The following is a 25,512-nucleotide window of genomic DNA, read 5'->3' on the forward strand; positions in this document are numbered from 1 at the left end:
GGTAACCCTCAAACGTTAAGGAGAACAACATGTCTAAAATTGCATTTATCGGAACTGGCATCATGGGGAAACCTATGGCGAGTAACCTTCAAAAAGCAGGTCACGATTTGATTCTGTCGGATCACTTTAATGCAGCACCTGCCGATCTTGTGGCAGCGGGTGCAACGGTCTGCCACTCACCAGCGGAAGCGGCTGAAGCAGCGGATATCATTATCCTAATGGTGCCGAATACCCCTCAAGTGGAAGATGTCCTGTTTGGTGACAACGGTGTTGAGAAAGGCCTAATGGCGGGCGGTGCAGCTGGAAAACTGGTTATCGACATGAGTTCAATTTCGCCAATCGCGACCAAAGCAATTGCAGCGCGAATCAATGAAGGTGGTGCTTCATACCTTGATGCACCGGTATCAGGTGGCGAAGTAGGCGCTATTAATGCAGCGCTGACTATCATGGTTGGTGGTCAGCAAGACGCCTTTGATAAAGCGCGCCCTTTGTTCGAAATCATGGGTAAGAATATTACGCTGGTGGGTGATAACGGAGCAGGCCAAACGTGTAAAGTGGCTAACCAGATCATTGTTGCTCTGAATATCGAAGCCGTGTCTGAAGCCTTGGTATTTGCTTCAAAAGCTGGCGCTGATCCAGCACGCGTACGTCAGGCGCTATTAGGTGGCTTTGCTAACTCTAAGATATTGGAAGTACACGGCGAGCGCATGGTTGAAGGCACATTTGACCCTGGCTTTAGAATCTCGCTTCACCAGAAAGACCTGAACTTAGCGCTAACGGGCGCTCAAGAATTGGGTGTCGCACTGCCGAATACGGCTAACGCTCAAGAGCTGTTTGGCGAGTGCGCCGAAATGGGCGGTGAAGGTTGGGACCACTCTGCGCTTATCCAAGCGATTGAGAAACGTTCTGACCACTCGATTCGTTAATTAATTAGGGCTGCTATCGATTCGTAGCCCAACAGTTTGTTTATAAATCGCGTAGTTTCGTCTCCTTTTATACGCGTTCCTGATACAGGGCAGAGGTTGAAGTTGTTCCTTTCCAACTTGATCTTAGCAGGCACCCTTTGGCCTTGTATCGGGGTTCTTTTTTTCTCCGTCAACTAAGGAGTGGCTGATGGACATTGATGCTAAGCAGTTTCTACAAACCCTTTTCTCAAGTGCTGTTACTCAGGCGCTACCTAAAAATCACATCGAACCTTTTCTTCCTCAAGACATTTTTTATCGCTCTGCTAATCAAGCCGGGCGTACTGTCGTTATCGGGGCAGGAAAAGCAGCCGCGTCGATGGCCGCCGAGCTGGAAGCGGTTTGGCAGGCAAAGAAACAACAAGACCTTGCACTACGTGATTTAGAAGGCTTGGTTGTGACTCGCTATGAGCACCTCGCGTCTTGTGAGTACATCGAGGTGATCGAAGCGGCGCACCCCGTTCCGGATGCGATGGGTCTTGAAGTCAGTCACCGGATGTTGGAGTTGGTGAGTAACCTCAGTGAAGACGACACCGTGATATGTCTTTTGTCAGGAGGTGGCTCCGCATTACTGAGTCTGCCTGGTGGCGATATTAGCTTGGCAGAGAAGCAACAAATCAATAAAGCGTTGCTTAAATCAGGCGCCGCCATTGATGAGATGAACTGTGTTCGCAAACATCTATCTTCGATAAAAGGCGGTCGACTTGCTAAAGCGGCGTATCCTGCAAGGGTTGTGTCACTGGCGATTTCTGATGTGCCGGGCGATGACATTAGTGTGATTGCATCGGGCCCAACCGTACCCGACACCACCACGCGTTTTGATGCGATGGCCATTTTAGAACGTTATCAAATAGAAACACCACGCTCGGCATTTGAATGGCTAAATAATCCAGAGTCAGAGACGGTTAAACCAGATGACGTATGTTGGAAGAACGCGGAGCACCATATTATCGCGACACCAATGTCGGCATTGGAATCCGCTGCTGCAGAAGCTGAAGGCTTGGGTATTCCCGCTTATGTGTTGAGTGATTGCATAGAGGGAGAAGCGCGAGATGTCGCGAAGGTGCATGCTGCGCTAGCCAAACAAGTGGCTAATAACAAGCACCCATTTGAGACGCCTTGCGTGATACTTTCCGGCGGGGAAACCACGGTAACCGTTAAAGGCAATGGTCGCGGTGGGCGTAACTGTGAGTTCTTGTTGAGCTTGTATAACGAGCTTAAAGGCCAAGACAACATATTTGCATTGGCTGCTGATACCGACGGGATTGATGGTGTTGAAGACAATGCGGGAGCATGGATCGCGCCTCAAACATGGCAACTAGGTTCGAGCCTGTCGCTTAAAGCGCAAGACTATCTCGATGCGAACAACAGCTACGATTTTTTCAAGCAAGTCGATGTGCTTCTAACCACGGGGCCAACGCTGACCAATGTGAATGACTTCCGCGCGATATTGATTCTTTAACTTGAACAGTTCAAAAACACGGTATGGAATGGTCGCTTCTTAACAAATAGAGCGGCCATTTTATTGTTATCAATGCGGTGACCTTGAGTTCTGAGATTATCTTCTGGACTAATGAAGCACGTTGATTACTATGATTTTAGTAACGAGCTGTAAAGGATGCAATATGTCTAGGATCAGACAAAAGAATCAAGATTTAATCATCGAAGTCGCGTGTGAACAATTCGCCACTCATGGTTATGCCGCAACAAAAATGGCTGATATCGCAAAAGCGGCCGACATTCCCAAGCCTAACGTATTCTATTATTTCAGCTCCAAAGATAAGCTCTACAATGCCGTTCTAGAAACCGTCACTCAGCCCTTACTGGAAGCGTCACGTCCGATTGAAGAGCTCAGCGACCCTGTTGAAGCCCTATCTCAATATATTCAAACTAAGTTGATCATCTCTCGTGACCATCCGCACGCCTCTAAGGTATTTGCTAACGAAGTGATGTCTGGCGCTAAAGTATTGCCGAAAGAGATTGGTGATGAGCTGTATAAGCAATCCCAAATGATCCTTGATAAGTTCTCAACGTGGTCAGCACAAGGCTTAATGGATGACGTTCCTGCACACCACCTGATGTTTACCATTTGGGCGGCCACTCAAACTTACGCCGATTTTGGCTGGCAGATTTGTAGCGTGATGCAGAAAGATCAGCTCGATGACAAAGACTATGAAGATGCCGCTGAATTCATCACCCAGTTAGTGATTAAAGGGTGTGGAGTGAAAAGCTAACGTTATTTGAACGTTTATTTAGGTCTGCGATTGCAGGCCTTTTTCGTTTTTGCACATGAGCGACGACAAGCGTAAAGCCACTTTTTGTGACCCGTTGTGCAATAACTCATTTAACTTGAAATTGGTTCGATTAGGTATGCCATTTCATTTAAATAACAGGTTATAGTGTCGCAAAAATTAGCGGCACTTATTGTTTTTAGAAGTGAATAGATCAGAACACCAAAGTGAAGCTATTAACAAAATTACACGCACAACATATAGGTTTAGCAATGACGCTCAAAAGCTTGGCATGCACCATCAGCGCAGTTCTACTGGCAGGCTGTGGTTCGACAGTCGCGACGCAAACATACAACGCCGATCTGATCATCACCAATGGACAGGTTCTAACAATCAATTCAGAAATGGATGTGATTGAAGACGGTGTGGTTGTGGTGAAAGATGACCAGATCATCGCTGTTGGTAACGAGGATTTGATTACTCAATACCGCGCTGAAAAGGTGATTGACGCTCAAGATGGAATCGTTATGCCGGGCATGGTCAATGCTCACAACCATTTACCTATGATAGCGTTCCGTGGTTTGGGTGAAGAGGGTATTTCGAATCGTCTGTTCGCTTATTTCTTCCCGCTAGAAGCCGAAAAGCTGAGCCGTGAACTGATTTACAACGCAACTAAGCTAGGCAGCATCGAATTAGCACAAAGCGGCGTGACCACTTATGCCGATATGTATTACCACATGGATGAGATGGCCAAGGCGACCAAAGAAGTCGGCTTACGCGCTGTGCTCGGCGAAACCGTGATTAAGTTCCCAGTGGTCGATGCCAAAGAACCTTACGGCGGCATTGAATACGCCAAAGGCTTTATCGAACAATACAAAAACGATGAGCTAATCACGCCTGCTTATGCGCCACATGCGGTGTACACCGTGAGCAAAGATAAGCTGCAAGAAATCAACAAGCTGTCTGCTCAATACGATGTGCCGGTGCTGATTCACGTTGCTGAATTCCCAAATGAAGAGAAACGCATCAAAGATGAAACTAAGGCAACATCGCCAGTCGAATACATGGATGAAATTGGTGTGCTGGACGAGCGCGTAGTCATTGCTCACGGTATCCATCTTTCGGAGAACGATCAAAAGCTTCTAAAGCAAGCTGACGCAGGGATCTCATACAACCCAATGGCGAACGCTAAAGGTGCAACTGGCATCGCACCAGCATGGGATATGTACCGTGCTGACATGCGAGTAGGCTTAGGAACAGATGGCCCAATGAGCTCTAACCAAGTCGATATCATGCGCACATTAAGCTACGCAGCGAACATGCAACGTTTAAAGCATTCTGACCGCACTATCATGATTCCTGAGCAAGTTATCGAGATGGCGACATTAGGTGGCGCGAAAGCCCTACACATGGAAGATCAAATCGGTTCTCTTGAAGCGGGTAAGAAGGCAGACATCGTGATTGTAGAGACAACATCAGCGAACATGATGCCAAATTACGACCCTTACGCGACCTTGGTTTACCAAGCGAACCCAAGCAACATCGACACGACGATTGTGAACGGCCAAATCGTAATGGAAAACCGTTTAATGCAAACCGTTCAACTGGATGAAATCCGCCAAAGCGTCGATGAGTTTGAAACAGATATCAAAGCCTTTGCCAAAGAGCTTTCTAAGAAGGCGATTAAGTCGAAGAGCTTGATGGATTAAGATGTAAATCGGTTTCTAAAAATCGAACTGAATGAACAAGGCCGACATCACGTCGGCCTTTTTTCGCTTTTCTAGTTAGAGAGTATTTAATTATTCATCGCCAGCTTACCGAGCTTCATGGCGGCAGCATGGTGGCGGTGCATCAGTTGCTCCATGTCTACTCCAATTACTGCTCCATCGTTAACTCGCCATTTTCCGGCTACCATCACTTTATCCGCTTGTTGAGCGCCGCAGAGTAGTAGTGCTGCCAGCGGATCGTGGCTGCCAGAGAAACGAATATCATCGAGTTTGAACATCGCGATGTCGGCTTGTTTTCCGACTTCTAGTGTACCGATATCCGTTCTGCCCATTGCTCGTGCCGATCCTGATGTCGCCCAGCGCAGTGCATCAAAGTGTGAAACGTTGGCAGAGCCATACTGCAGGCGCTGTAAGTACATCGCCATGCGCACTTCAGCAATCATATTTGAGCCATCGTTTGAGGCGGAACCATCTACACCTAGCCCGACTTTTACGCCAGCGGCTTCAAGGTCGTTGTTCTTACAAATACCAGAAGCCAGCATCATGTTGGAAGTAGGGCAGTGGCTGATGCCAATGCCTGCTTTACCCAAGCGCTTGATCTCTTCTGGATTGAAGTGAATGCCGTGTGCAAGCCAAGTGCGTTCATTCAGCCAGCCCACATCTTCTAGGTAATCGACAGGGCGTAGACCGAACTTCTCGATACAGAAGTCCTCTTCATCGAGCGTTTCGCATAGGTGAGTGTGCATCATCACGTTCTCACGCTCACTGATCTTGGCGGTCTCTTTCATTAGATCGGTGGTGACCGAGAACGGCGAACAAGGCGCGAGTGCGATTTGAATCATCGCTCCTTCATCGCGCTGGTGGTAATCGCGAATCAAGCGTTGGCTGTCATCGATAATGGTTTGTTCGGTTTGAATGGTGTGTCGTGGAGGTAGCCCACCTTCATCTTCCCCTAGGCTCATGGAGCCGCGCGTAAATATCGCTCTTACACCTAGTTTCTCTGCGGCCTCAACTTGTAAATCGATGGCGTGCTCTAGCCCGTTTGGCAGCAAGTAATGATGGTCTGACGCTGTGGTACAGCCCGACATCATCAACTCAACCAGAGCTAACTCTGTGGCAAGGCTCATCATCTCCGAATCGAGGTTGGCCCAAACTGGATAGAGGCTTTGTAGCCAATGGAAGAGTTCTTTATTCAGTGCGCCGGGGTAGGCACGCGTTAGGGTTTGATAGAAGTGGTGGTGCGCATTGATAAGCCCAGGAGTCACAACATGACGAGAGGCGTCGACGCTGTAATCTACGGGTAAGATTGGCTCTTTGTGTTTGCCAACCAGCTCAATGATTGTATTACCTTTAATGACAATACCGCCTTCTGCATCAGCCAGTGAGCCAGTGTAGATTGCGAGAGGATTCTTAATCCAGATTGTTTCCATTCATAGTAGTCCTTAGCCATCTCAGCCTTTTCAGGGAAGAGGGTCTTTATTGGTATTTGCTGTTGAAAGATAAATTCGAATCAGGGCGTTAAAACGTTCAATGCTCTAATCAGCCCTGATCCTACGGAAATCGGTTTTACGTTAGTCAGTGAACCAGCTAGTTCGTTTTTGGCTCAGGGTCATCTGATGCTGCTTGAACGTCTGCTTCTGTACTTGCTTGCTGAATCTCTAATTGCTCGTCTGAGTGTCGTTCTTCTTCAGCTTGCTCTTTCATTTCTAGCTCAACTTGCGCTTGGCTTTCGGCCAGTGCTTCTTGCTCTTCTGCTCGTGAAGACTTTGGTAAAACAAGGTTCAATAGCACCGTCATGATAGTACCGGTAGTGATGCCTGAGTGAAGAAAGTTCGCTAGATCATGCGGCAAGTGTTGCAGCAATCTTGGTTCGAAAGTGACGGCTAAGCCAGACGCTAAACCAACACAGATTACCAAGGCATTTCGCTTGGTGTCTGCGGCTTTGATCAACATGCGGATGCCCGCGTAAGCAATCATACCGAACATCACAAAGCCCACACCACCTAGAACAGGTTTCGGAATCGTGACGGCAATAGCGGCTAATTTCGGGAATAAACCGCCTAAAATTAGTAAACCACCGGTTGCAGCCACAACATATCGACTTGCTACACCTGTGATACCAACAATACCGACATTTTGGCTGAATGACGCCAATGGCATCGCGGTTAAAATCGAAGATAAGGTACTACCAAGGCCATCGCCGAGTAATCCACGTTTTAGATCTTTACCACTGACTTGGGTTTGACAGTTGTTGCCCAACGCCATGAAGTCGCCGGTTGCTTCGGCGATAACCACGATGTACACCAAACTCATGCTGATGATGGCGCTAGCAGAAAAGGTAAAGCCATATTTGAAGGGTTCAGGTCCGCCAACCCAAGCGGCAGAGCTGATTTGCTCAAGGTCGACCATGCCGAGTGACAGCGCCACAATGTAGCCGCCCGCTAAACCAATCACGATGGCCGAAGCGGCAACCGCCCCTTTACAGTAAACCGATACGCCAACCACAATCCCCAAAGAGATCAGTGCTAGAAACAGCTTTGGTAGTGTGGCGAACTGTTCCGTATTGGCTGGGGAGTCCCCGACCCAATTCATGGCAACCGGTAAAATGGTTAAGCCGATTAGGGTAACCACAACACCACTTACCACGGTTGGGAACAGCTTCCGAACCTTGTCCATATAGAAGCTGGCACCAATCACGACAAACGAGCCGATAAGCGCCGAGCCCATGATAGCGGCGACACCACCTTCGTTACCGATTGAGATAGCGACACCTAAAAAGGCAAAGCTCGAACCCATCACCACAGGTAGTCGAATGCCGACAGGGCCAAAGCCGAGACATTGAGCGACGGTTACAATACCTGACGCCAGCAGCGCAGCATTGATCAGCGAAACGATCTCGGTGTTAGGTAGGCCGATAGAAGCGCCAACAATAAGGGGGACAGCAACAATGCCACCAATCGAAGCGAGCATGTGCTGTAATGCGAGTAGGAAGGTTAAGCCGTGAGGCGGTCTTTCATTTAGGGTGTACAGAAGTTTCATTTGATATTCCTCTGCCTGTGTTTCCGTTTACAGGCGATTGGCGGTCAAATAATGACTTCTACAAACTGCGTAGGGTCATAAAAAAGGTGCACTAACCGAGCGGATATTTGTGTGTTCCGCTGATTAGCACAATTAGCTTTTTCTTAAAAATGTTGTTCTAGCATGTGTCTTGATAGCTCGGCCTGCGAACAAGCCAAGCGATAGTTACGTTGGGTGATTAACCGATGAACACGAGCTTCGCGACAAAAATAGCCGCTAAGAAGTACATTGAAATAGAGACGTCTTTTGTTTTACCTGTCGCCAGTTTCAGCACTGTGTAGGTAATGAAACCCAGTGCGATACCATTCGCGATAGAGAAGGTCAGAGGCATCATTAACGCTGTAATGGCTGCGGGAGCACCGTTGGTGAAGTCTTTCCAATCAACGTGCTGCATGCTGCTCATCATCACGAACGCTACGTAAATTAACGCGCCAGAGGTTGCGTAAGCTGGGATCATGCCTGCAAGTGGAGATAGGAAAATTGCCGCTAAGAACAACACCCCAACCACAATCGCAGATAGGCCTGTTCTTGCGCCTGCTGCAACGCCCGCTGCACTTTCTACGTAACTGGTTACTGGCGGACAACCCACACACGCACCTGCCACACTTGAGATACTGTCGGCTTTGAGCGCTTTGCTCAGGCCTTCAATTTTTCCTGTTTCAGGGTTAGTTAGGTTTGCACGCTCGGCCACGCCCATCAAAGTACCCGCGGTATCGAACATGTTTACAAAAAGGAAAGCTAAGATAACGCTGATCATTGAAACATCGAGAGCGCCCATAATGTCCATTTTTAGGAACGTAGGCGCTAAGCTTGGTGGAGCTGCGAAGAAGCCGTTGTAATGCACTAAGCCAAGCATCATGCCGACCAGAGTTACACTCAAAATACCGATTAGCACCGCACCAAACACTTTGCGTTCACTGAGAACCGCGATGATAAGGAACGCGATAGCGGCCAGTAGCGCTTCAGGTTTAGTGAAGTCACCTAATGATACCAGTGTTGCTGGGTTTTCGACGACGATACCTGCTGTTTTAAGGCCAATTAGACCTAAGAACAAACCAACACCCGCTGTCATGGCATAACGTAGACTCACTGGGATACTTTCAATTATCCATTGGCGGACTTTGTAGAAGCTCATCCCGACAAACAAGATGCCGGAGATAAACACCGCACCCAGTGCCACTTCCCAGCTGTAGCCCATTTCGCTTACTACCGTGAACGAGAAGAAGGCATTCAAGCCCATGCCCGGCGCAAGGCCGACAGGCCAGTTCGCAAATAACCCCATTAACAAACAACCGATAGCTGCACCAATACAGGTTGCGACGAATACCGCTCCTGCATCCATACCCGATGCGGCCATAATTTGTGGGTTAACGAAGATGATGTAAGCCATGGTTGCGAAGGTGGTGACACCGCCGACCAACTCATTTTTCACACTGCTTCCGTGGGCCTTAATTTTAAAGAGTTTCTCTAAAATTCCGTTATTCGCATCTTGGTTGAGTATTTCTGTTTTACTCTCACTCATGTCAGCAAGTCCTTTTATGTTGTGATCCATTTATTGAATACAGCGAGATTTCAATATTAAGTTTTAAGGTTTTTTCCTAGCCGCTATTTCTTTAGCTATCAGTTGATTAGTCATCAACTCTCTAACTAATAACGTTATTAGTATTTTTATATGAGCGTGTTGAGGGTCTGTTGACCTTTCGCGGTTAAATTTTGTTCGAGATAGAATCGTTTTAGGCGCGGCAAGGAGTATGTAGCCTAGTCACTCTAAGTAAATACTTCTTAACAAAGCATAAAACGATTCTAGCCGAACCCTTCGGGCAGCCTTTGTGGTTCATTTCTACTGCGTTATCGGCTTCTCATGTAGGCTAGCTACACATCAAAGCCTCTGCCTTGTAGAAATTTTCCACAAAGCGCTGCAAAAATCAGCTCGAAAGGTCAACAGACCCTACTGAGCGCGCATCTTTTTAGATGCACGCATGAATCTGTTTATTATTGGGTGATAGAGCCTAGATCGGGATTCTAAGCATCGGGACTAACTGCCCCGATAAGTCGAGAAACTGTATGGTGAGACTAAAAGCGGAACGTGGTAGTGCGCATCGGGATCATCTAAGCCGAAACGAATAACCACATCGTCTAGGAAAGGCACACCATCCAATTCCACACCTTTGCTTTTGTAGTAATCGGCTACGTAAAACACCAATTGATATTTCCCCGGTCGGAAATCATTCCCTGCCAGAATCGGCGCATCGGTTCGGCCATCGGAGTTAGTAATTACCGTCGCCAACTTTTCTGTTGAGTCTTCATTGACCTTATAAAGCTCTACCTTGATCTCTGCACCCGGTAAGCCGTGAGTCGTGTCTAATACGTGTGTTGTTAATCTTCCCATAGTCCTTTAATAGCGCTTTTGGCGCTCCTCTGTTCCGTGGTTTATCTGTCTGTTTCGACCTTGCAAAGAATGCAACTGGTCACTTTGTTATCACTAACTATGTACGAACTGTACACAATTAGTAAAGCTAATTGTTGGAAAAATGTTAACTATTGTGTCGTTTTTTCTGACTTTATAGATCTTGATTATCGTTTTTTGGTGAGTTTTTGTTTTGTTAAGTTGTTGTTTTTAATTTTAAATAGTGCGTAAATTTAACTTTAATAACAAAATCTTTACATTGAGATAAATAATTGTATACAATAAATGTACAGGGGTAAGGTTGCTCTGTTTATCGAGAATCCATTTGGTTGAATCATTTGGTGACTTACTTAAAGAGCGGCTAAGCCAACCACTTATGTTAGGAGTACTTGGATGAATAAGGATTATTCAAGAAATTTGATCGGTTACGGAGCTAACCCTCCAAACCCTCAATGGCCAGGTAATGCGCGCGTCGCGGTTTCTTTTGTATTGAACTATGAAGAGGGCGGTGAGCGTTGTTTGTTACATGGAGACGACGAGTCTGAAGCTTTTCTTTCAGAGATCCCGTCAGCACAGCCGATTAAAGGCGAACGTCACATGAGCATGGAATCCATCTATGAATATGGTAGCCGTGCGGGTGTGTGGCGTGTTCTTCGCTTGTTCGATGAATATGAAATCCCACTGACCGTATTTGCTGTCGCAATGGCGATTGAGCGTCACCCAGAAGTAGCCAAAGCCATGGTCGAAGCGGGTCACGAAATCTGTAGCCACGGCTACCGCTGGATAGACTATCAATACATTGATGAATCTGAAGAGCGCGACCACATGACCAAAGCGATCGAGATCATCCAACAAGTGACGGGTCAACGCCCAAAAGGTTGGTACACAGGTCGAACTGGGCCAAATACGCGTCGCTTGGTTGCAGAAGAGGGCGGTTTTCTTTATGACTCAGATGCCTATGATGATGACCTGCCTTATTGGCACACCGAGACTGGTCATCCGCAATTGGTGATCCCTTACACACTTGATGTGAACGACATGCGTTTTTCAACGGCGCAAGGCTTTAACTCTGGTGAGCAGTTCTTCCAATACCTGAAAGACACGTTTGACACCCTTTATATGGAAGGCGAAACCGCACCGAAAATGATGTCGGTTGGGCTGCATTGTCGTCTGATTGGTCGCCCCGGTCGTATTGCTGCATTGAGACGTTTCTTAGATTACGTAAAACAGCACGACAGCGTGTGGTTATGTCGTCGAATCGATATCGCCAACCACTGGCACCAACATCATCCATATCAACCAAATAACGCTAATCATCAACAGCAAAAGTAGCAGTGAAGCAAGGAGGCTTACGTGACTGAATTTCGATCATGCCAACCAACAACCATGGACCGCGATACCTTTGTCGCTCACTTTGCTGATGTCTACGAACACAGCCCATGGGTTGCAGAAGTGGTGTATGACCAAGGTTTGAATGCCGAAGACGATCATATCGAGAATCTTCATCTGAAAATGGCATCGACCTTGTTAAGTGCAGACCAAGGCAAACAGTTGGCTTTGATCAACGCTCACCCGGATTTAGCCGGTCGAGCAGCAGTAAACGGCGAACTCACCGAGTCGTCGACCAAAGAACAAGCGGGGGCGGGCATCGACCAGTGCAACGCCGAAGAATTTGAAAAATTCACTTCTTACAACAACAGCTACAAAAGTCGCTTCAATTTCCCTTTTATCATGGCGGTGAAGGGAGCCAATCGTTACCAAATTCTTGAGTCGTTCGAGATGCGATTAGGAAATGATAGTGAAACTGAGTTTGCTACGGCGATTCAAGAGATCAACAAGATCGCGATGTTTCGTCTCTGGGATATGTAAGTTAACGGAGTTAACAGCTATCTCAGCCCAGTCTTAGTGCGCTAAGAGCTCGCTTTATAAGCCACTAAGTTCTCATTTTATTATTACTTGATTAATTGGATAGGATTACACGGACATGACCCAAACATTTGAACAATACATAAACCTTGCAGACGAAAAACTCGGTGCAGAAGCTATCTTCGCAACAGACGATTTTTTCGCGGATAAAAGCCGTCTTCTCAGCCATGCAGCGCCAGAGTGGAAAGACGACTTATACGACGATAACGGCAAGTGGATGGACGGCTGGGAAAGCAGACGCAAACGCGGCGAAGGTTACGACTACTGTGTCGTTCGCCTTGGCCTAGCTGGCACTATTGCTGGCGTTGATATTGATACCTCATTCTTCACAGGTAACTTCCCACCTTCGGCATCAATTGACGCGTGTTATTCACCACAAGGTGAGCCAACAGACGCAACAGAGTGGCAAGAAATTCTGCCTTCAATGGCACTACAAGGTGATCATCATCATCTTGAAGCGATTGAAAGTGACCAAGTATTTACTCATCTACGTTTGAACATCTACCCAGATGGCGGTGTAGCGCGCTTACGTGTTTATGGCCGACCAAGTGTGGATTGGGAAGCAATTGATTCTCAGCAACAGGTCGACCTAGCATCGGTTGAACACGGTGGTCGAGCATTGGCATGTAGCGATGAGCACTACGGCAACAAAGCCAACATCTTAGGTCCTGGCCGCGGTGAAAACATGGGTGATGGCTGGGAAACAGCGCGTCGTCGTACACCGGGTAACGACTGGGTAATTGTGGCATTAGGCCACCCAGGTAACATCGAACGTATCGTAGTGGACACCGCCCACTTCAAAGGTAACTACCCAGACAGCTGCTCAATTCAAGCGGCTTACGTGAAAGGTGGTACCGACGATCAAGTAGAAACACAAAGCCTATTCTGGCGTGAATTGTTGCCTGCACAAAAGCTGCAAGCGCACGAGATTCACGAATTCATTTCTGAGGTAAACGACCTTGGAGCGATTACTCACGTACGTGCAAACATATTCCCAGATGGTGGTATCAGCCGTTTGCGTCTGTTTGGTACGAAAGCGAAATAGGTAAGGAAATGAGTATGAGTAATGGAATACGTCGTTTATCCATCGAACCGTTAACCAAGCAGGCTTTTGCAGAGTTTGGCGATGTTATCGAGTCCGATAATAGTGATTTCTTCATGATCAACAGTGGATCAACACGTCGCTACCACAAGCTAGCGACAACGGATGTGAAAGACCAAGACGGAGAAGCCATCATCAGCATCTTCCAAGCCACACCGTTGAGCTACCCACTAACCATCAAAATGTTAGAGCGCCATCCACTTGGCTCTCAGGCATTCATTCCATTACTTGGTCAACCCTATTTAATTGTTGTTGCGCCAAAAGGCGACGATCCAACATTAGCCAATAGCCGAGCTTTCTTGAGCAACGGCCGTCAAGGAGTGAACTATCACAAAGGGGTGTGGCATCACCCAGTTCTTGCGCTTACTGATCAAGACCAGTTCTTGATCGTCGATAGAGGCGGCGAAGGGCACAACTGTGACGAAGTTTATTTCGACAGCGATCGAGTGGCATTGCATTTGGACGATCTGCCAACGGACGACAATAAGGAAGAGCAACGCTTAGCTAAAGCGTTGTGATACAGGAGTTTATTATGGATCCGCATATTACAGAGTGGTTGAACTTAGCAATACGCTGGGCTCACATGATTGTTGGTGTTGCGTGGATAGGCGCATCATTTTACTTTGTTTGGTTAGAGAACAACCTTAACCGAGTAAACCCAAAAACGGGCCTTTCAGGCGACTTATGGGCAATTCACGGCGGTGGTATTTATCACCTAGAGAAGTACAAACTTGCGCCACCAGAGATGCCAGAGCACCTGCACTGGTTTAAATGGGAAGCTTACTTCACGTGGATCACAGGTGTGTGTCTACTGGGTGTGGTTTACTACCTCAACGCGGAGATTTACCTGATTGCACCGGGCTCTGGCCTTGATTCAACAACCGCAATCGCGATTGGTATTGGTTCATTCGTTGCCGGCTGGTTTATCTACGACTTACTGTGTGACTCACCATTAGGTAAAACCCCCGTGTTGCTTGGCGTTGTGCTGTTTGTGCTGCTCGTCGCTGCGACGTACGGCCTAACTCAAGTGTTCAGTGGTCGTGGCGCTTACATCCATGTTGGTGCGATCATTGGTACCATCATGGTGGGTAACGTATTCCGCGTTATCATGCCTGCGCAGCGTAACTTGGTGAAAGCGATAGAAGAGAAGCGCGAACCGGATCCGGCATTGCCAGCGAAAGGTCTACTGCGTTCTCGTCACAACAACTACATGACCCTGCCAGTGCTGTTCATCATGATCAGTAACCACTTCCCAAGCACTTATGGCTCGGAATACAACTGGCTGATCCTTGCTGGGCTAGCGATTTTCAGTATCTTGGTGCGCCACTACTTCAATACCCGTCACGGTAGTCAGAAGTTTGCATGGACAGTGCCAGTCGCGGCATTGGGTATGATCACGCTTGCGTTTGTTACCTCGCCTTACGCCAAAAAACAGATGACTCCGGTTGTGCAAGTGCCAGTGGTTCAAGAAGTGCAAGTTAGTGCGACAGAATCGACTCCAGAAGATCTTGCTGCGAACAGAACGGCTTCGGCAGTGCTTGACGCTCAAGAGACTCCAGCGCATGCAACGCAACCTGCTAGCGCAGGCGTCAGCTTTGAAACCATCAACAAAGTCATTCAAGAGCGCTGTTCTGTGTGTCACTCCTCAACCCCGAGCCACGCCGCTTTTGCTGCTGCGCCAGCCGGTGTGATGTTTGATACCCCAGAAGAGATTAAAGCCAACGTACCAAGAATTGTTGCTCAAACCGTAACAACCAAGGTGATGCCGCTTGGCAACATGACTCAAATGACCGATGCAGAACGCGCACTCATCGGTACTTGGGTAGAGCAAGGCGCTACGCTTCAATAATCATACTTTGTAATAAAAGTACTCAGCATCCTTTACCTAAGAGCATGAGTCTTAGGTGAGGCTTGGGGAGAGTTTGGTTTACGGGCACGCGCCAAACTCATCCTACCCTGTTTCCCCGGTTCCTATAACCGGGGCTTTTTGTTGTTTTTGGACAAAGGCATATTAGAAACTTTATTAGTATGCATCCTTAATAGTTTTATGAACCCACCGACGTGAGTTCGATATTTGCGTTACATGACATATTTAGTTGCATATAAATTGTTGTTGGTCATGAAATTTAGGCTGTATGTTTGGTATGTGTATGTTCTGAAAGGAAAGCTTGTTGAAATTCAAAGCTTTTGATTGCGAATATTCACAAAGAACTAGTTAGATACCCAAGTATAAATTTCATAAAAAATAAGGAAATATAGTAATGAAATCAGTTTTTTCGTTCGACTCAATGTTAACTCCTAAGTTAGTTACTGGCCTATATTGGTTGTTGTTGCTAATCGCTGTAGTTTCAGGACTAGCAACCATGTTTGGAGGATATGGAGGCGTAACATTTGAGAAGTTTATTCTTGGTGCGTTTACGATATTAGGCGGCGCTATAGGTGCGAGAATTTGGTGTGAATTGATGATAGTTATCTTCAAAATTAATGAAAACCTGCAGTCTCTAAAGGACTTAAAAGGCGAGACTGAAGCCTAGTATTCAGATGCGTGACAGCTAACACTTCGATGTTAGCTGTCTAACATGCCGAAGCTGCAATTCACTATGTTGCGCCTGTTGGTGAGAAAGAAGACTCTGTGAGTCATTGCATGTCGGTAGTGAGTACTTACGTTTAAACTGATTCATTGCGTGCGCAGTCCTGTATAAGGTTCTTGATATGAATCTCTACCCATGGCATTTTTAGTCCAAATTGGCTTTAGTTAGGACAAAAAAATGGAAGACTTGATTGTCGCGTATTTTAGGGCATTGAGCTCATTTTTTAGGTATCTGTTTCAGTCGATATTGATTGAGTTCATTGGTTACGGAGCTGGCTGGATAGTCTGTAAAGTATTCACATTAGGGCGCTTTCCCCCATTGATTCCAATTGAAAAAGAGCGAACCAGAATTTCTTATGTCGGGGCGATTAGCATCGTATTGTTTCTGTTAGCAATTGGTGTGTTCAATAGTTTTTAGGCGACGGAATTGAGTGTGGCCATGGATAGTATTCAAAATAATACGGACAAAAAAGACATGCTTGAGAAAGTTCAGAATATTGCTTCGATTAACGGGTTGGAATATGAAGTGAGCGGAAATGTTCTTAACCTTAAGCTAGGCAGAGCTGGTGGAAAGGTAAAAATTAAATACGACTACGCGACGAATTCATACGTCTACAACTGTAATGAATATGCTATTGGTTTTTCCAGTCTCATCTTCTTCGTTCTTTCGTTCAATACTCTGTATCAAGTTACTCACCAAGCATGGTCTGGCTACGTCGCGGGTTTGATGTTTGCGGTGGCAGTATTTAATTTGATCCAATTAATATTGTCTCACGTCCAAATGCTAGACATTAAAGCACAGCTAAGAGAAGTCGGTATCTATCTCAAGTCTGGCGCGTGAGAACCTTTAGCATCTTGTCTATCGTGAACAACTGAGCATTCGCTGAGTAATGAGTGGTTGAGCCTTGCCATCGGTAGCTATACGCTCAAATAAACAGCACTAACGCCAATTCTTAATGCTGTTTTTACTTTCCTCTTACACTCTTTTCAAATATCGAACCTAGTATCAAATTTCTCTTTGTTATACAGGCAAGTCTCTCATTATGAAGAACTTCTTTGATAGCGAACTCATGCTCTCTAGCTCTTTGAATTTCGTTTTGCTATCGCTTGGGCTAACGCTCCTTTTTCATCTTCCGATTTGGTGTGGGTTCAACTTGAGCCGACGCAAATGGAAGCTTATGGATTATTTATGGCCGTTCTTGGCGGGTATCGGGATGCTGGGCGCAGTGTCTGAGATTCGTGCGAAAGTAGCGGGTGATTGGGTTGAAACAGAACAAACCAGAGCGGTGGCGATTTTAGAGTCGGTTCAGCAGTTTTCTTTGGATAAATTAAGAAGTGATACCTGCACCGGCCAGCCATCTTTAGATAGTCACGCTCAGCACCACGAAGCGTGTTTGTGGTATTTGAATACGGCAATCACGTTCAAAGATGTCGATTTTACCCTGTTACCCAACGCATCGGATTTTACGGTTCCTGCGCCGAGCGTGTCGCTGGTTGAAAGCGATGCCGTGTGGGTGGATGGTATGCTGAGTCAGTATGAGAAGCAGAAAAACCAATACATAAAAACCAGAGAAGCGCAGGTGAAGCAGCCACTAGAAAGCCTCTTCTGGTATGTAAGTCCTTACTTAGTCTGTTTCGCTATTGCTCTGCGCCTTACTAAAGTGACGGCAGAGCTTAAACTGGATAAGTGCGCAAATAATTAGTTCGACATAGACAGCGCGAACGACAGCAAAATAGGCAAGGTAACCACGCTTAGGAAGTTACCGAACAACACCATAGACGCGACCTTGGGAGGCTCGACATTGAACCTTTCTGCGAACAGGTAGTTCATCACGGCGGGTGGCAGCATGGTGAACAGCACCATCATCTGTAGGTGCAACGTAGGCAGCGGGATAAAGAAATAGATGATGGCAAAGGCGATGGCTCCTGTGAACAGCGATTGAGCCGTACACAGCAAGCCAACTTTGAGTCCGCTTAGCTTCAAGTTCACCATTTGCGAACCCAACGACAACAGCATGATGGGCACGGCTGCTTGGCCGAGTAGCGATGTTGCTTCGTAGATTGGATTCCATACTGCAATGCCAGACAGGTTGAGCGTCATCGCTAATGCTGCGGCTAAGAATATCGGCATCTTGAGGATCTGCTTGATCGGATTACCTTCACTCAACAGCGCCAAGCCAACACTAATGTGCACGCAAGCCGATACCACAAACAGCAGTACCGCAGGGGCTAACGCGCTTTCGCCAAAGGTATACGTGAACAGAGGAATCGCAAGGTTGCCACTGTTGCGGAACATGTGTGGCGGAGCCCAAGCTTTGAAGTTGAGTTTAAAGATCTTACAGATTGGAATCATCAATAAAGCGGGCACCAACACCGAAACCAAAGAAGCGGTGATGAGTGGCAGTTGCTCGGTGTCGAGGGGCATGGTGGTCAGTGATGCAAACACCAAAGCAGGAATACACACATCCATGTTGATACGATTGATCGGTTTGAAATCGGGCTTGAGCCAACGACCTACCGCAAAGCCAGCACTGGCTAAAGCAAAAACGGGAAACAGAATGCTGACGACCTGTTCGAACATAGAATTCCTTTCTAGATTTAGTGCTTCCATTTAGCTGAGAAACGAATGTTTTAGAGAGACGCCAAACGAAGCATAAAGTCGAGATGTATAAACATTAACCTATCAATATAATGACTTGGCGTCACCGAAGATCGTTGTCTGTGAGCGGTTAATTTATATTTCTTTGAATGAAGCACAAAAAAGACCAGTGGCATCAGCAACTGGTCTTTAAAGGCTAGATAAATCTGGACGGATTTTTAATTAACGACGGCTTGTCGCTGTCTAGCGATTGTTACTCGGTTTTAAGCCTAACTAACGAGCTTTTTGTAATCTTTGAAATTCACGTCATAAGCTTTTTCGCCGTAGATGTAAGTCTCGCTAACGGTTCTGTCGTCACCTAAGCTCATCAATACAAAAAGTTTTTCTTCAAGCTTGGTGGTTTGTTCCATTCTAAAGCGCATCAGCTGAGTTGCGTGTAGATCCAACACCACGAAATCCGCTTCTTTTCCGACTTCCAAGTTACCAATCTTGTCTTCTAGATGCAGTGAACGTGCACCGCCTAGTGTTGCCAAGAACAGCGATTTAGCCGGGTGCAGCTTCTTATGCTGTAACTGCATGATCTTATACGCTTCACTCATGGTTTGAAGAATTGAGAAGCTGGTTCCTGCGCCTACATCAGTACCCACGCCGACACGAATACCGTGATCTTCCATCTCTGGTAATCGGAACAAACCCGAGCCTAAGAAAAGGTTAGAAGTTGGGCAGAAGGCGATGGCAGATTCAGTATCGGCAAGGCGTTTACATTCACAATCAGAAAGGTGAATACCATGAGCAAATACCGAACGTTTGTGAAGTAGTCCGTAATGGTCATACACATCTAGGTAACTGTCGCGCTCTGGGAACAGCGATTTCACCCACTCGATCTCTTTCTCGTTTTCAGAAAGGTGAGTGTGCATGTACACGTCTGGATATTCTTCTAGCAGTTTACCGACAGTGGCAAGTTGCTCTGGTGTGCTGGTTGGCGCAAAACGAGGCGTCACAGCATAAAGTAGTCGGCTGCGGTTGTGCCATTTCTCAATCAGTTCCTTGGAGTCTGCGTAGCCAGATTCTGGTGTGTCGGTAAGGTAATCAGGCGCATTGCGATCCATCAATACCTTACCTGCGATCATGCGTAGGTTGCGCTTCTCAGCTTCTTCAAAGAACACGTTAACCGACTCTTTGTGCACGGTACCGAACACGAGTGCAGTGGTGGTACCGTTGCTTGCTAATTCGTCTAGGAATAGCTTCGCCACTTTGTGTGCGTAGACTGGGTTTTTAAAGCGCTTTTCTTCTGGGAAGGTGTAGTTCTCTAACCAATCTAGTAGCTGCTCACCATAAGACGCGATCATCCCTGTTTGAGGGTAGTGGATGTGCGTATCAATAAAGCCAGAGGTGATCAGCTTGTCTTTGTATTCTTTTACTTCGAGTGTTTTTGGTTGGCGAGCCAATACCTCATCGGCATGGCCTAAGTCGACGACATGGCCGTTCTCAACCACTAAAACACCGTCTTCAAAATAGTCGTAAGACTCATCGATACCGACATCTTTTGGGTCGGCGACGCTGTGTAAAATGCTGGCGCGATAAGCTTTGCGTTGCGTTGTCATGTTTACTTCCTTTTAATGACTTCAGCGACGTTATGGCCACTGAAGCTTTGCGACTTTTATTAGGCGATCTTCTCTTCCAATGGTGGTTCGCCTACGTCGCTTGGTTGACTGTGTTGCACGGTCAAATCCTGATTTCGATATTGTTTGGTTGGGCGCTTTTGTTCAAGTGCTTGGCCTTGATAGTGTGCGATCAGTTCACCAGCAACCGACACCGCAATTTCGGCAGGGTGTTTGCCATTCACCGCACTTATACCAATCGGGCAAAGCATGGTTTCAATTTGTTCTTGGCTATAGCCGCGTTGCTCTAAGCGGAAGTCGAACTTCTTGCGCTTAGTCAGAGAACCAATCATGCCAAAGTAACGGCTGTCTTCACGGTCAATAATGGCCTTAGTTAGGTCAAAATCGAGCTGGTGGTTGTGTGTCATCACGAGGTAATAGCTGTTCGGTGGCATGTGTTTCACTTCGCCAACCGGATCGTCTGAGACAAGCTTCTTCACACCGTGTGGTAGCGCTTCAGGGAACACTTCTTCACGTTCGTCAATCCAAGTCACGCGGAAAGGCAGGGTTGCGACAATGTGCAGCAGCGCTTTGGCAACATGGCCTGCGCCGAATAGCACAAGGTGGTTTTGCTGAGTGCCAATCGGTTCAAAGCTTAATGTTGCCATTCCGCCACAACACTGGCCCAAACGAGCGCCTAGGTTAAAACGTTCCACTTTGAGCGACTTTTCACTGGCAATCAGCATCTCTCGAGCCATTTTAGTGGCCACATGTTCAAGGTGACCACCACCAATCGTAGCGATGATTCGGTCACGAGTGACAAGCATCTTGGTGCCCGCATCACGTGGCACTGAGCCTCTGTCTTCAAGCACTGTCACCATGACACATGGTTCGTAGCTCTCTTCCAGCTTTGCCAGTTCGTGAATCCAATTATCATTAAACATATGTCCTCCTAAATCCCTTCTGTGCTTCCTAAGCTGTTTATTACGCCCTATGCCATATCTGTCAGCTCTAAGCCGTTTCTGATTGAGCATCGACCGAAGTCGGGGCTGTTTCAGAGACTTCCTGAATCGCCATCAAAATACGCTCTGGCGTTGCTGGTGTGTTGAGCTTAGGAATCGCTCCATCAACGGCCACGTAGCTAATCGCATCTTTCAATGCACTCCATACCGACATACCCAACATGAAAGGTGGCTCACCCACGGCTTTCGAGTTGAATACTGTGTCTTCTGGGTTGCTGCGGTTTTCCAAAAGGTGCGTTCTGAAATCAATTGGCATATCAGCAATCGCAGGGATTTTGTAGCTTGCAGGGCCGTTGGTCATTAAGCGGCCTTGCTGGTTCCACACCAACTCTTCCGTTGTTAACCAACCGACACCTTGTACAAAGCCACCTTCGACTTGGCCGATATCAATCGCCGGGTTCAATGAAGCGCCTACGTCATGCAGAATATCGACACGCAGAATCTTGTTCTCGCCAGTCAGGGTATCGATGATGACTTCTGAACAAGAAGCACCATAGGCGTAGTAGTAGAACGGACGACCACGCGCCTTCTCGTGATCGTAATAGATCTTCGGAGTGCGATAGAAGCCAGTGCTTGATAGCGAGATTTGGTTGAACCAAGCCAGTTCAACAAATGAGTTGAAGGTCATGATCTCATCGCGGATCTGCACCATGCCGTTTTTAAACACCACTTCTTCAGGCCACACTTTGAAGTGCGAAGAAGCGAAGTCGATCAGGCGCTGCTTAATGGTTATTGCGGCGTTTTGCGCGGCCTTACCGTTGAGGTCGGCGCCCGATGAGGCTGCGGTTGGTGATGTGTTCGGAACTTTGTCTGTGTTTGTAGCGGTGATCTGGATACGTTCGACATCGACTTGGAACTCCTGTGCAACGATTTGTGCCACTTTGATGTTCAAGCCTTGCCCCATTTCCGTACCACCGTGATTCAAATGAATACTGCCATCGGTGTAGATATGGATGAGCGCACCTGCTTGGTTCAAGAAAGTCGCAGTAAACGAGATGCCGAATTTCACTGGTGTGATAGCAAGGCCTTTCTTCAAGATAGGGCTTTGCCTGTTGAACTCAGCGATTTCTTTACGACGTGCGTGATAGTCACTGCTGCGTTCAAGCTGTTCGGTTATCTCAGGTAAAAAGTTGTCTTCAACGGTTTGGTAGTAATGGGTCACATTACGGCCTTCTTCGCCGTAGTAGTTCGCTTTACGTACTTCCAAAGGATCTTTTTTCAGGTAACGCGCAATCTCGTCCATGATGTGTTCAATCGTCATCATGCCTTGCGGGCCACCAAAGCCACGGTAAGCGGTGTTCGATGCGGTATTGGTTTTGCATCGATGACCGACCACAGTTGCATCGCCTAGATAATAAGCGTTGTCTGAGTGGAACATCGCGCGGTCGACAATAGAACTTGATAAGTCTGGTGAGTAACCACAGTTACCTGTAACGGTAATGTCGGCACCTTGAATCACACCGTTGTCGTCAAAACCGACTGTATATTGATTGTAGAACGGGTGGCGTTTACCGGTTTGCTGCATGTCTTCATTACGCAGCAGACGCATTTTGGTCGGTCGGCCTGTAAGGTGGGCAATCACCGCAGCCATACAGGCTGGAGAGGCTGCTTGAGTCTCTTTACCACCGAAACCACCACCCATACGACGCATATCAATCACGACTTTGTGCATCGGCACGCCAATCACTTCCGCAACCAGCTTTTGAACTTCGGTCGGGTTCTGTGTAGAGGTGTAGACGATCATGCCGCCGTCTTCGGTTGGCATTACACTACTGATTTGAGTTTCTAGATAGAAGTGCTCTTGGCCACCGATCTCTAGGTCACCAGAGATCACGTGTTTCGCTTTTTTCAGTGCTGCTTTTGAGTCACCACGCTGTTGAGTGTGGCTTTCTGTTACGAAGTGCTCTTTTGCCAGCGCTTCTTTCACATCAAGAATGGCTGGTAGCTCTTCGTATTCAATAACGGCTGCGTGCGCGGCTTTGCGTGCGGTTTCTAGATCGTTAGCTGCCACAGCAATCACAGGTTGGCCGTAGTATTCTACTTTGCCATCGGCAAGCAGTGGGTCGCCCGGTAGGATTGCACCAATGTCCAATTCACCTGGTACGTCTTTGGCTTGAATGGCAATCGCCACGCCTTCAAATTCGTAACACGGTGATAAATCTATATTGGTAATGTTCGCGTGTGCTTGAGTGCTCAGGCGTGCGTAGACGTGCAGCTGATTTGGGAACTCTAGGCGGTCGTCAATGTATACCGCTTCGCCCGTGACTTGCTTGGCTGCACTGTCGTGTTTTACGCTTTTACCTACGCCAGTTTTTAGGTCTTGTTTTGCAATGGTAACCATCTCTTCGTGGGTCATCGCATTGCTCTTGTGAACAGAGGAATTTGATTTAGACATAAGACGTTACCCTTGTTTCGATTTGGTTGTTTTTGTTCTGCTGTTCAATGAAGTAACGACGCAACATATTGGCTGCCGACAATGAACGGTATTCTTGGCTGGCACGGAAATCAGATAGCGGCTCAAAGTCGTTATACAGTTCCTGCATCGCTAACTTAATATTAGCGTCTGTCCATGGTTTGCCTAATAACGTATTTTCACAACGCGCCGCGCGCTTAGGTGTTGCAGCCATACCGCCGAAAGCGATACGAGCGTAAGAAACCTTGCCGTCTTCGATTTGAATATCAAACGCACCACACACCGCAGAGATGTCGTCGTCTAAACGTTTAGACAGTTTGTAAGCTCGGAAGCTGTCGTTAGTTGGCTTAGGAATGATGATCTGTTCAATGAACTCACTCTCTTTTTGCGCCGTCACTTTGTAGCTGATGAAGTAATCTTCAATCGGCATGGTGCGTGACTCGTCACCGCAACGAAGTTTGATCTTTGCGTTAAGGGCAATCAGCAGAGGAGGGGTGTCACCGATAGGCGAAGCATTCGCTACATTACCGCCGATGGTGCCTTGGTTACGCACTTGCAGTGAAGCAAAGCGATGCAGCAGTTCACCAAAATCTGGGTAGTGTTTTTTCAATAGTGAGTAAGAATCACTGATAGGCAGGTTGGCACCAATGATTAGATCGGTGTCGGTCTCTTCACATACCTTCATGTCTTCAACAAGGTTCACGCTGATCAGTGTTTCAATCTCACGATGGAATTGCGTCACTTCCAGCGCTAAATCCGTACCGCCAGCAACCAGCTTAGCGTTTGGGTGGGCTTGAAAAAGCTTGGCCAACTCATCGGTGCTTTTTGGGGAAAAAGCGGTGAGGTGACCAAGGCGTAAGTTGGCCTCAGTGTCTTGAATGCTTTCTAGCTTCTTGATGGTGTTGCGTTCAAGTTCAGCAAATTGGTCGATCAAAGGTTGGTCTGTTGAAAGTGACATCGCAGCATCAACAATTGGTCGGTAGCCTGTACAACGACATAGGTTACCCGCCAGTGATTCCATGACGTCTTCTTTGCTCGCATCGGGTTTGTTTTTGCCTAGCGCAAACATCGACATGATGAAGCCCGGCGTGCAGTAACCACACTGTGAACCGTGAAAATCAACCACCGCTTTTTGCACTGGGTGCAATGAGCGATCTCGATTTTGCAGATCTTCTACTGTGATCAGTTGCTTGCCATGCAGCGCTGAAACGAACGTAAGGCAAGAGTTCACCGAGCGGTATTGCAGTTGTCCATCAACCACTTCACCCAGAACTACCGTACATGCGCCACAGTCGCCCGACCCACAACCTTCTTTTGTACCCGTCTTATTTATCTTGGTACGAAGGTAGTTGAGCACTGTCATATTTGGCGACAGATTATCTTCGCGTCTTATTTCCTGATTGAGCAAAAAAGTAATCAAGAGACCTCCTTGTAAATCGACATATTTCCATGTGTATTCTTTTTGACTTCTAGGTCAATAATTATCCATCCTGACCCTGCGGTCAACTATTTATTTACAGAAATGTAACAAAGATGGCTTGTTGTGAATTGTATACAATTTAATTTTGGTCATAGTCGTCTGTTCTATAAGGGTTTGGATTGAGATTGAACAGTTTTATGGTGTGAATGAATGGATAGCTATGTATACAAGATAAAGACAAGATTTATGGCACTGTTGGGAGTGATTCTGTAGAGGCTAAGATCGTTGTTGAGGGCAGAATAGACTGTATTTTTAGATGGATGTGAGTCGATCGTCGTATTTATTTTTAGGGGAGAGGGCATAAAAAAGAGAAGTAAACACGAAGGCTTACTTCTCTCCAATTTTGTTAACGAAAAGCTGTTAACAAAAAGTTG

22 protein-coding genes and 1 pseudogene are annotated in these 25,512 nt (G+C 47.0%); 14 read left to right on the forward strand and 9 right to left on the reverse strand.

Annotated features, from left to right (window positions below):
• Window positions 1-29 precede the first annotated feature (29 nt).
• From LMH68_RS17515 to LMH68_RS17530, 4 genes are all read left to right on the forward strand, one after another.
• Window positions 30-926: a 2-hydroxy-3-oxopropionate reductase gene (locus LMH68_RS17515; RefSeq protein WP_229647905.1), complete on the forward strand. Its 897-nt coding sequence runs from the start codon at window positions 30-32 to the stop codon at window positions 924-926.
• Window positions 927-1,113: 187 nt separating this feature from the next.
• Entirely contained in the window at window positions 1,114-2,424 is a 1,311-nt protein-coding gene (locus LMH68_RS17520; RefSeq protein ID WP_229647907.1) for a glycerate kinase, read from the forward strand.
• A 163-nt stretch (window positions 2,425-2,587) separates the two neighbouring features.
• Entirely contained in the window at window positions 2,588-3,196 is a 609-nt protein-coding gene (locus LMH68_RS17525; RefSeq protein ID WP_019826185.1) for a TetR/AcrR family transcriptional regulator, read from the forward strand.
• Window positions 3,197-3,465: 269 nt separating this feature from the next.
• Entirely contained in the window at window positions 3,466-4,902 is a 1,437-nt protein-coding gene (locus LMH68_RS17530) for an amidohydrolase (RefSeq protein ID WP_229647913.1), read from the forward strand.
• Window positions 4,903-4,988: 86 nt separating this feature from the next.
• On the opposite strand, the gene LMH68_RS17535 is transcribed toward LMH68_RS17530, so the two are convergent.
• From LMH68_RS17535 to uraH, 4 genes are all read right to left on the reverse strand, one after another.
• The gene (locus LMH68_RS17535; protein WP_229647914.1) at window positions 4,989-6,350 is read right to left on the reverse strand and encodes an 8-oxoguanine deaminase; all 1,362 of its coding nucleotides are present in this window, start codon (window positions 6,348-6,350) and stop codon (window positions 4,989-4,991) included.
• 157 nt (window positions 6,351-6,507) lie between these two features.
• The gene (locus LMH68_RS17540; RefSeq protein ID WP_017083061.1) at window positions 6,508-7,959 is read right to left on the reverse strand and encodes a nucleobase:cation symporter-2 family protein; all 1,452 of its coding nucleotides are present in this window, start codon (window positions 7,957-7,959) and stop codon (window positions 6,508-6,510) included.
• A 217-nt stretch (window positions 7,960-8,176) separates the two neighbouring features.
• Window positions 8,177-9,520 (reverse strand): NCS2 family permease, encoded by a 1,344-nt coding sequence (locus LMH68_RS17545; RefSeq protein WP_102320845.1) that lies wholly within the window; start codon window positions 9,518-9,520, stop codon window positions 8,177-8,179.
• Between the two features lie 513 nt (window positions 9,521-10,033).
• On the reverse strand, window positions 10,034-10,387 hold the full coding sequence (uraH, locus tag LMH68_RS17550) for a hydroxyisourate hydrolase (protein ID WP_017069064.1): 354 nt from the start codon (window positions 10,385-10,387) through the stop codon (window positions 10,034-10,036).
• Window positions 10,388-10,798: 411 nt separating this feature from the next.
• On the opposite strand from uraH, the gene puuE reads away from it, so the two are divergent.
• The 10 genes and pseudogenes from puuE to LMH68_RS17600 all read left to right on the forward strand — a co-directional run bounded on the left by puuE (window position 10,799) and on the right by LMH68_RS17600 (window position 17,726).
• Window positions 10,799-11,737: an allantoinase PuuE gene (puuE, locus tag LMH68_RS17555; RefSeq protein WP_229647916.1), complete on the forward strand. Its 939-nt coding sequence runs from the start codon at window positions 10,799-10,801 to the stop codon at window positions 11,735-11,737.
• A 21-nt stretch (window positions 11,738-11,758) separates the two neighbouring features.
• Window positions 11,759-12,274, forward strand: coding sequence for a 2-oxo-4-hydroxy-4-carboxy-5-ureidoimidazoline decarboxylase (gene uraD, locus LMH68_RS17560; RefSeq protein WP_017067791.1), 516 nt, complete (start codon window positions 11,759-11,761; stop codon window positions 12,272-12,274).
• 115 nt (window positions 12,275-12,389) lie between these two features.
• Window positions 12,390-13,376, forward strand: coding sequence for an allantoicase (gene alc / locus LMH68_RS17565; RefSeq protein WP_017086623.1), 987 nt, complete (start codon window positions 12,390-12,392; stop codon window positions 13,374-13,376).
• Between the two features lie 14 nt (window positions 13,377-13,390).
• On the forward strand, window positions 13,391-13,951 hold the full coding sequence (locus LMH68_RS17570) for an ureidoglycolate lyase (protein WP_108192411.1): 561 nt from the start codon (window positions 13,391-13,393) through the stop codon (window positions 13,949-13,951).
• 14 nt (window positions 13,952-13,965) lie between these two features.
• Window positions 13,966-15,282, forward strand: coding sequence for a urate hydroxylase PuuD (locus LMH68_RS17575; protein ID WP_229647919.1), 1,317 nt, complete (start codon window positions 13,966-13,968; stop codon window positions 15,280-15,282).
• Between the two features lie 412 nt (window positions 15,283-15,694).
• Window positions 15,695-15,967 carry a DUF4282 domain-containing protein gene (locus LMH68_RS17580; RefSeq protein ID WP_017064999.1) on the forward strand — a complete coding sequence of 91 codons (273 nt, stop codon included), beginning with the start codon at window positions 15,695-15,697 and terminating at the stop codon, window positions 15,965-15,967.
• Between the two features lie 47 nt (window positions 15,968-16,014).
• A pseudogene (locus LMH68_RS17585) lies at window positions 16,015-16,104 on the forward strand (AraC family transcriptional regulator); the annotation flags it as partial.
• A gap of 97 nt (window positions 16,105-16,201) precedes the next feature.
• A complete protein-coding gene (locus LMH68_RS17590; RefSeq protein ID WP_017067013.1) occupies window positions 16,202-16,441 on the forward strand; it encodes a hypothetical protein in 240 nt (79 codons plus the stop codon).
• 21 nt (window positions 16,442-16,462) lie between these two features.
• The gene (locus LMH68_RS17595; protein ID WP_017067014.1) at window positions 16,463-16,864 is read left to right on the forward strand and encodes a hypothetical protein; all 402 of its coding nucleotides are present in this window, start codon (window positions 16,463-16,465) and stop codon (window positions 16,862-16,864) included.
• A gap of 337 nt (window positions 16,865-17,201) precedes the next feature.
• Window positions 17,202-17,726: a hypothetical protein gene (locus LMH68_RS17600; RefSeq protein ID WP_050632517.1), complete on the forward strand. Its 525-nt coding sequence runs from the start codon at window positions 17,202-17,204 to the stop codon at window positions 17,724-17,726.
• Here the strand turns inward: LMH68_RS17600 and LMH68_RS17605 are convergent.
• The 5 genes from LMH68_RS17605 to xdhA form a co-directional block, all read right to left on the reverse strand.
• Window positions 17,723-18,604: an AEC family transporter gene (locus tag LMH68_RS17605; RefSeq protein WP_229647921.1), complete on the reverse strand. Its 882-nt coding sequence runs from the start codon at window positions 18,602-18,604 to the stop codon at window positions 17,723-17,725. The two genes, LMH68_RS17600 and LMH68_RS17605, sit on opposite strands and share 4 nt — an antisense overlap.
• Window positions 18,605-18,891: 287 nt before the next feature.
• On the reverse strand, window positions 18,892-20,226 hold the full coding sequence (gene guaD / locus LMH68_RS17610; protein WP_004732870.1) for a guanine deaminase: 1,335 nt from the start codon (window positions 20,224-20,226) through the stop codon (window positions 18,892-18,894).
• Window positions 20,227-20,285: 59 nt separating this feature from the next.
• A complete protein-coding gene (xdhC, locus tag LMH68_RS17615) occupies window positions 20,286-21,167 on the reverse strand; it encodes a xanthine dehydrogenase accessory protein XdhC (protein WP_229647922.1) in 882 nt (293 codons plus the stop codon).
• Window positions 21,168-21,234: 67 nt separating this feature from the next.
• Window positions 21,235-23,640: a xanthine dehydrogenase molybdopterin binding subunit gene (xdhB, locus tag LMH68_RS17620; RefSeq protein WP_229647924.1), complete on the reverse strand. Its 2,406-nt coding sequence runs from the start codon at window positions 23,638-23,640 to the stop codon at window positions 21,235-21,237.
• On the reverse strand, window positions 23,633-25,021 hold the full coding sequence (xdhA, locus tag LMH68_RS17625; RefSeq protein ID WP_017071663.1) for a xanthine dehydrogenase small subunit: 1,389 nt from the start codon (window positions 25,019-25,021) through the stop codon (window positions 23,633-23,635). Before xdhA ends, xdhB begins: the two co-directional genes overlap by 8 nt.
• Between the last annotated feature and the right edge of the window lie 491 nt (window positions 25,022-25,512).

Origin of the sequence: Vibrio sp. F13 (assembly GCF_020806305.2) — a bacterium.
Lineage (GTDB): Bacteria > Pseudomonadota > Gammaproteobacteria > Enterobacterales > Vibrionaceae > Vibrio > Vibrio crassostreae_C.

Excerpts from the sequence above, each read along its gene's own strand:
- LMH68_RS17540 (WP_017083061.1), bottom strand. The coding sequence starts at position 7,959 with ATGAAACTTCTGTACACCCTAAATGAAAGACCGCCTCACGGCTTAACC.
- LMH68_RS17535 (WP_229647914.1), bottom strand. The coding sequence starts at position 6,350 with ATGGAAACAATCTGGATTAAGAATCCTCTCGCAATCTACACTGGCTCA.
- LMH68_RS17605 (WP_229647921.1), bottom strand. The coding sequence starts at position 18,604 with ATGTTCGAACAGGTCGTCAGCATTCTGTTTCCCGTTTTTGCTTTAGCC.
- LMH68_RS17595 (WP_017067014.1), top strand. The coding sequence starts at position 16,463 with ATGGATAGTATTCAAAATAATACGGACAAAAAAGACATGCTTGAGAAA.
- uraH (WP_017069064.1), bottom strand. The coding sequence starts at position 10,387 with ATGGGAAGATTAACAACACACGTATTAGACACGACTCACGGCTTACCG.
- LMH68_RS17525 (WP_019826185.1), top strand. The coding sequence starts at position 2,588 with ATGTCTAGGATCAGACAAAAGAATCAAGATTTAATCATCGAAGTCGCG.
- LMH68_RS17570 (WP_108192411.1), top strand. The coding sequence starts at position 13,391 with ATGAGTAATGGAATACGTCGTTTATCCATCGAACCGTTAACCAAGCAG.
- xdhB (WP_229647924.1), bottom strand. The coding sequence starts at position 23,640 with ATGTCTAAATCAAATTCCTCTGTTCACAAGAGCAATGCGATGACCCAC.
- xdhA (WP_017071663.1), bottom strand. The coding sequence starts at position 25,021 with ATGACAGTGCTCAACTACCTTCGTACCAAGATAAATAAGACGGGTACA.
- LMH68_RS17545 (WP_102320845.1), bottom strand. The coding sequence starts at position 9,520 with ATGAGTGAGAGTAAAACAGAAATACTCAACCAAGATGCGAATAACGGA.
- LMH68_RS17600 (WP_050632517.1), top strand. The coding sequence starts at position 17,202 with ATGGATTATTTATGGCCGTTCTTGGCGGGTATCGGGATGCTGGGCGCA.
- xdhC (WP_229647922.1), bottom strand. The coding sequence starts at position 21,167 with ATGTTTAATGATAATTGGATTCACGAACTGGCAAAGCTGGAAGAGAGC.
- alc (WP_017086623.1), top strand. The coding sequence starts at position 12,390 with ATGACCCAAACATTTGAACAATACATAAACCTTGCAGACGAAAAACTC.
- guaD (WP_004732870.1), bottom strand. The coding sequence starts at position 20,226 with ATGACAACGCAACGCAAAGCTTATCGCGCCAGCATTTTACACAGCGTC.
- LMH68_RS17590 (WP_017067013.1), top strand. The coding sequence starts at position 16,202 with ATGGAAGACTTGATTGTCGCGTATTTTAGGGCATTGAGCTCATTTTTT.
- LMH68_RS17530 (WP_229647913.1), top strand. The coding sequence starts at position 3,466 with ATGACGCTCAAAAGCTTGGCATGCACCATCAGCGCAGTTCTACTGGCA.
- LMH68_RS17520 (WP_229647907.1), top strand. The coding sequence starts at position 1,114 with ATGGACATTGATGCTAAGCAGTTTCTACAAACCCTTTTCTCAAGTGCT.
- LMH68_RS17575 (WP_229647919.1), top strand. The coding sequence starts at position 13,966 with ATGGATCCGCATATTACAGAGTGGTTGAACTTAGCAATACGCTGGGCT.
- puuE (WP_229647916.1), top strand. The coding sequence starts at position 10,799 with ATGAATAAGGATTATTCAAGAAATTTGATCGGTTACGGAGCTAACCCT.
- LMH68_RS17515 (WP_229647905.1), top strand. The coding sequence starts at position 30 with ATGTCTAAAATTGCATTTATCGGAACTGGCATCATGGGGAAACCTATG.
- LMH68_RS17580 (WP_017064999.1), top strand. The coding sequence starts at position 15,695 with ATGAAATCAGTTTTTTCGTTCGACTCAATGTTAACTCCTAAGTTAGTT.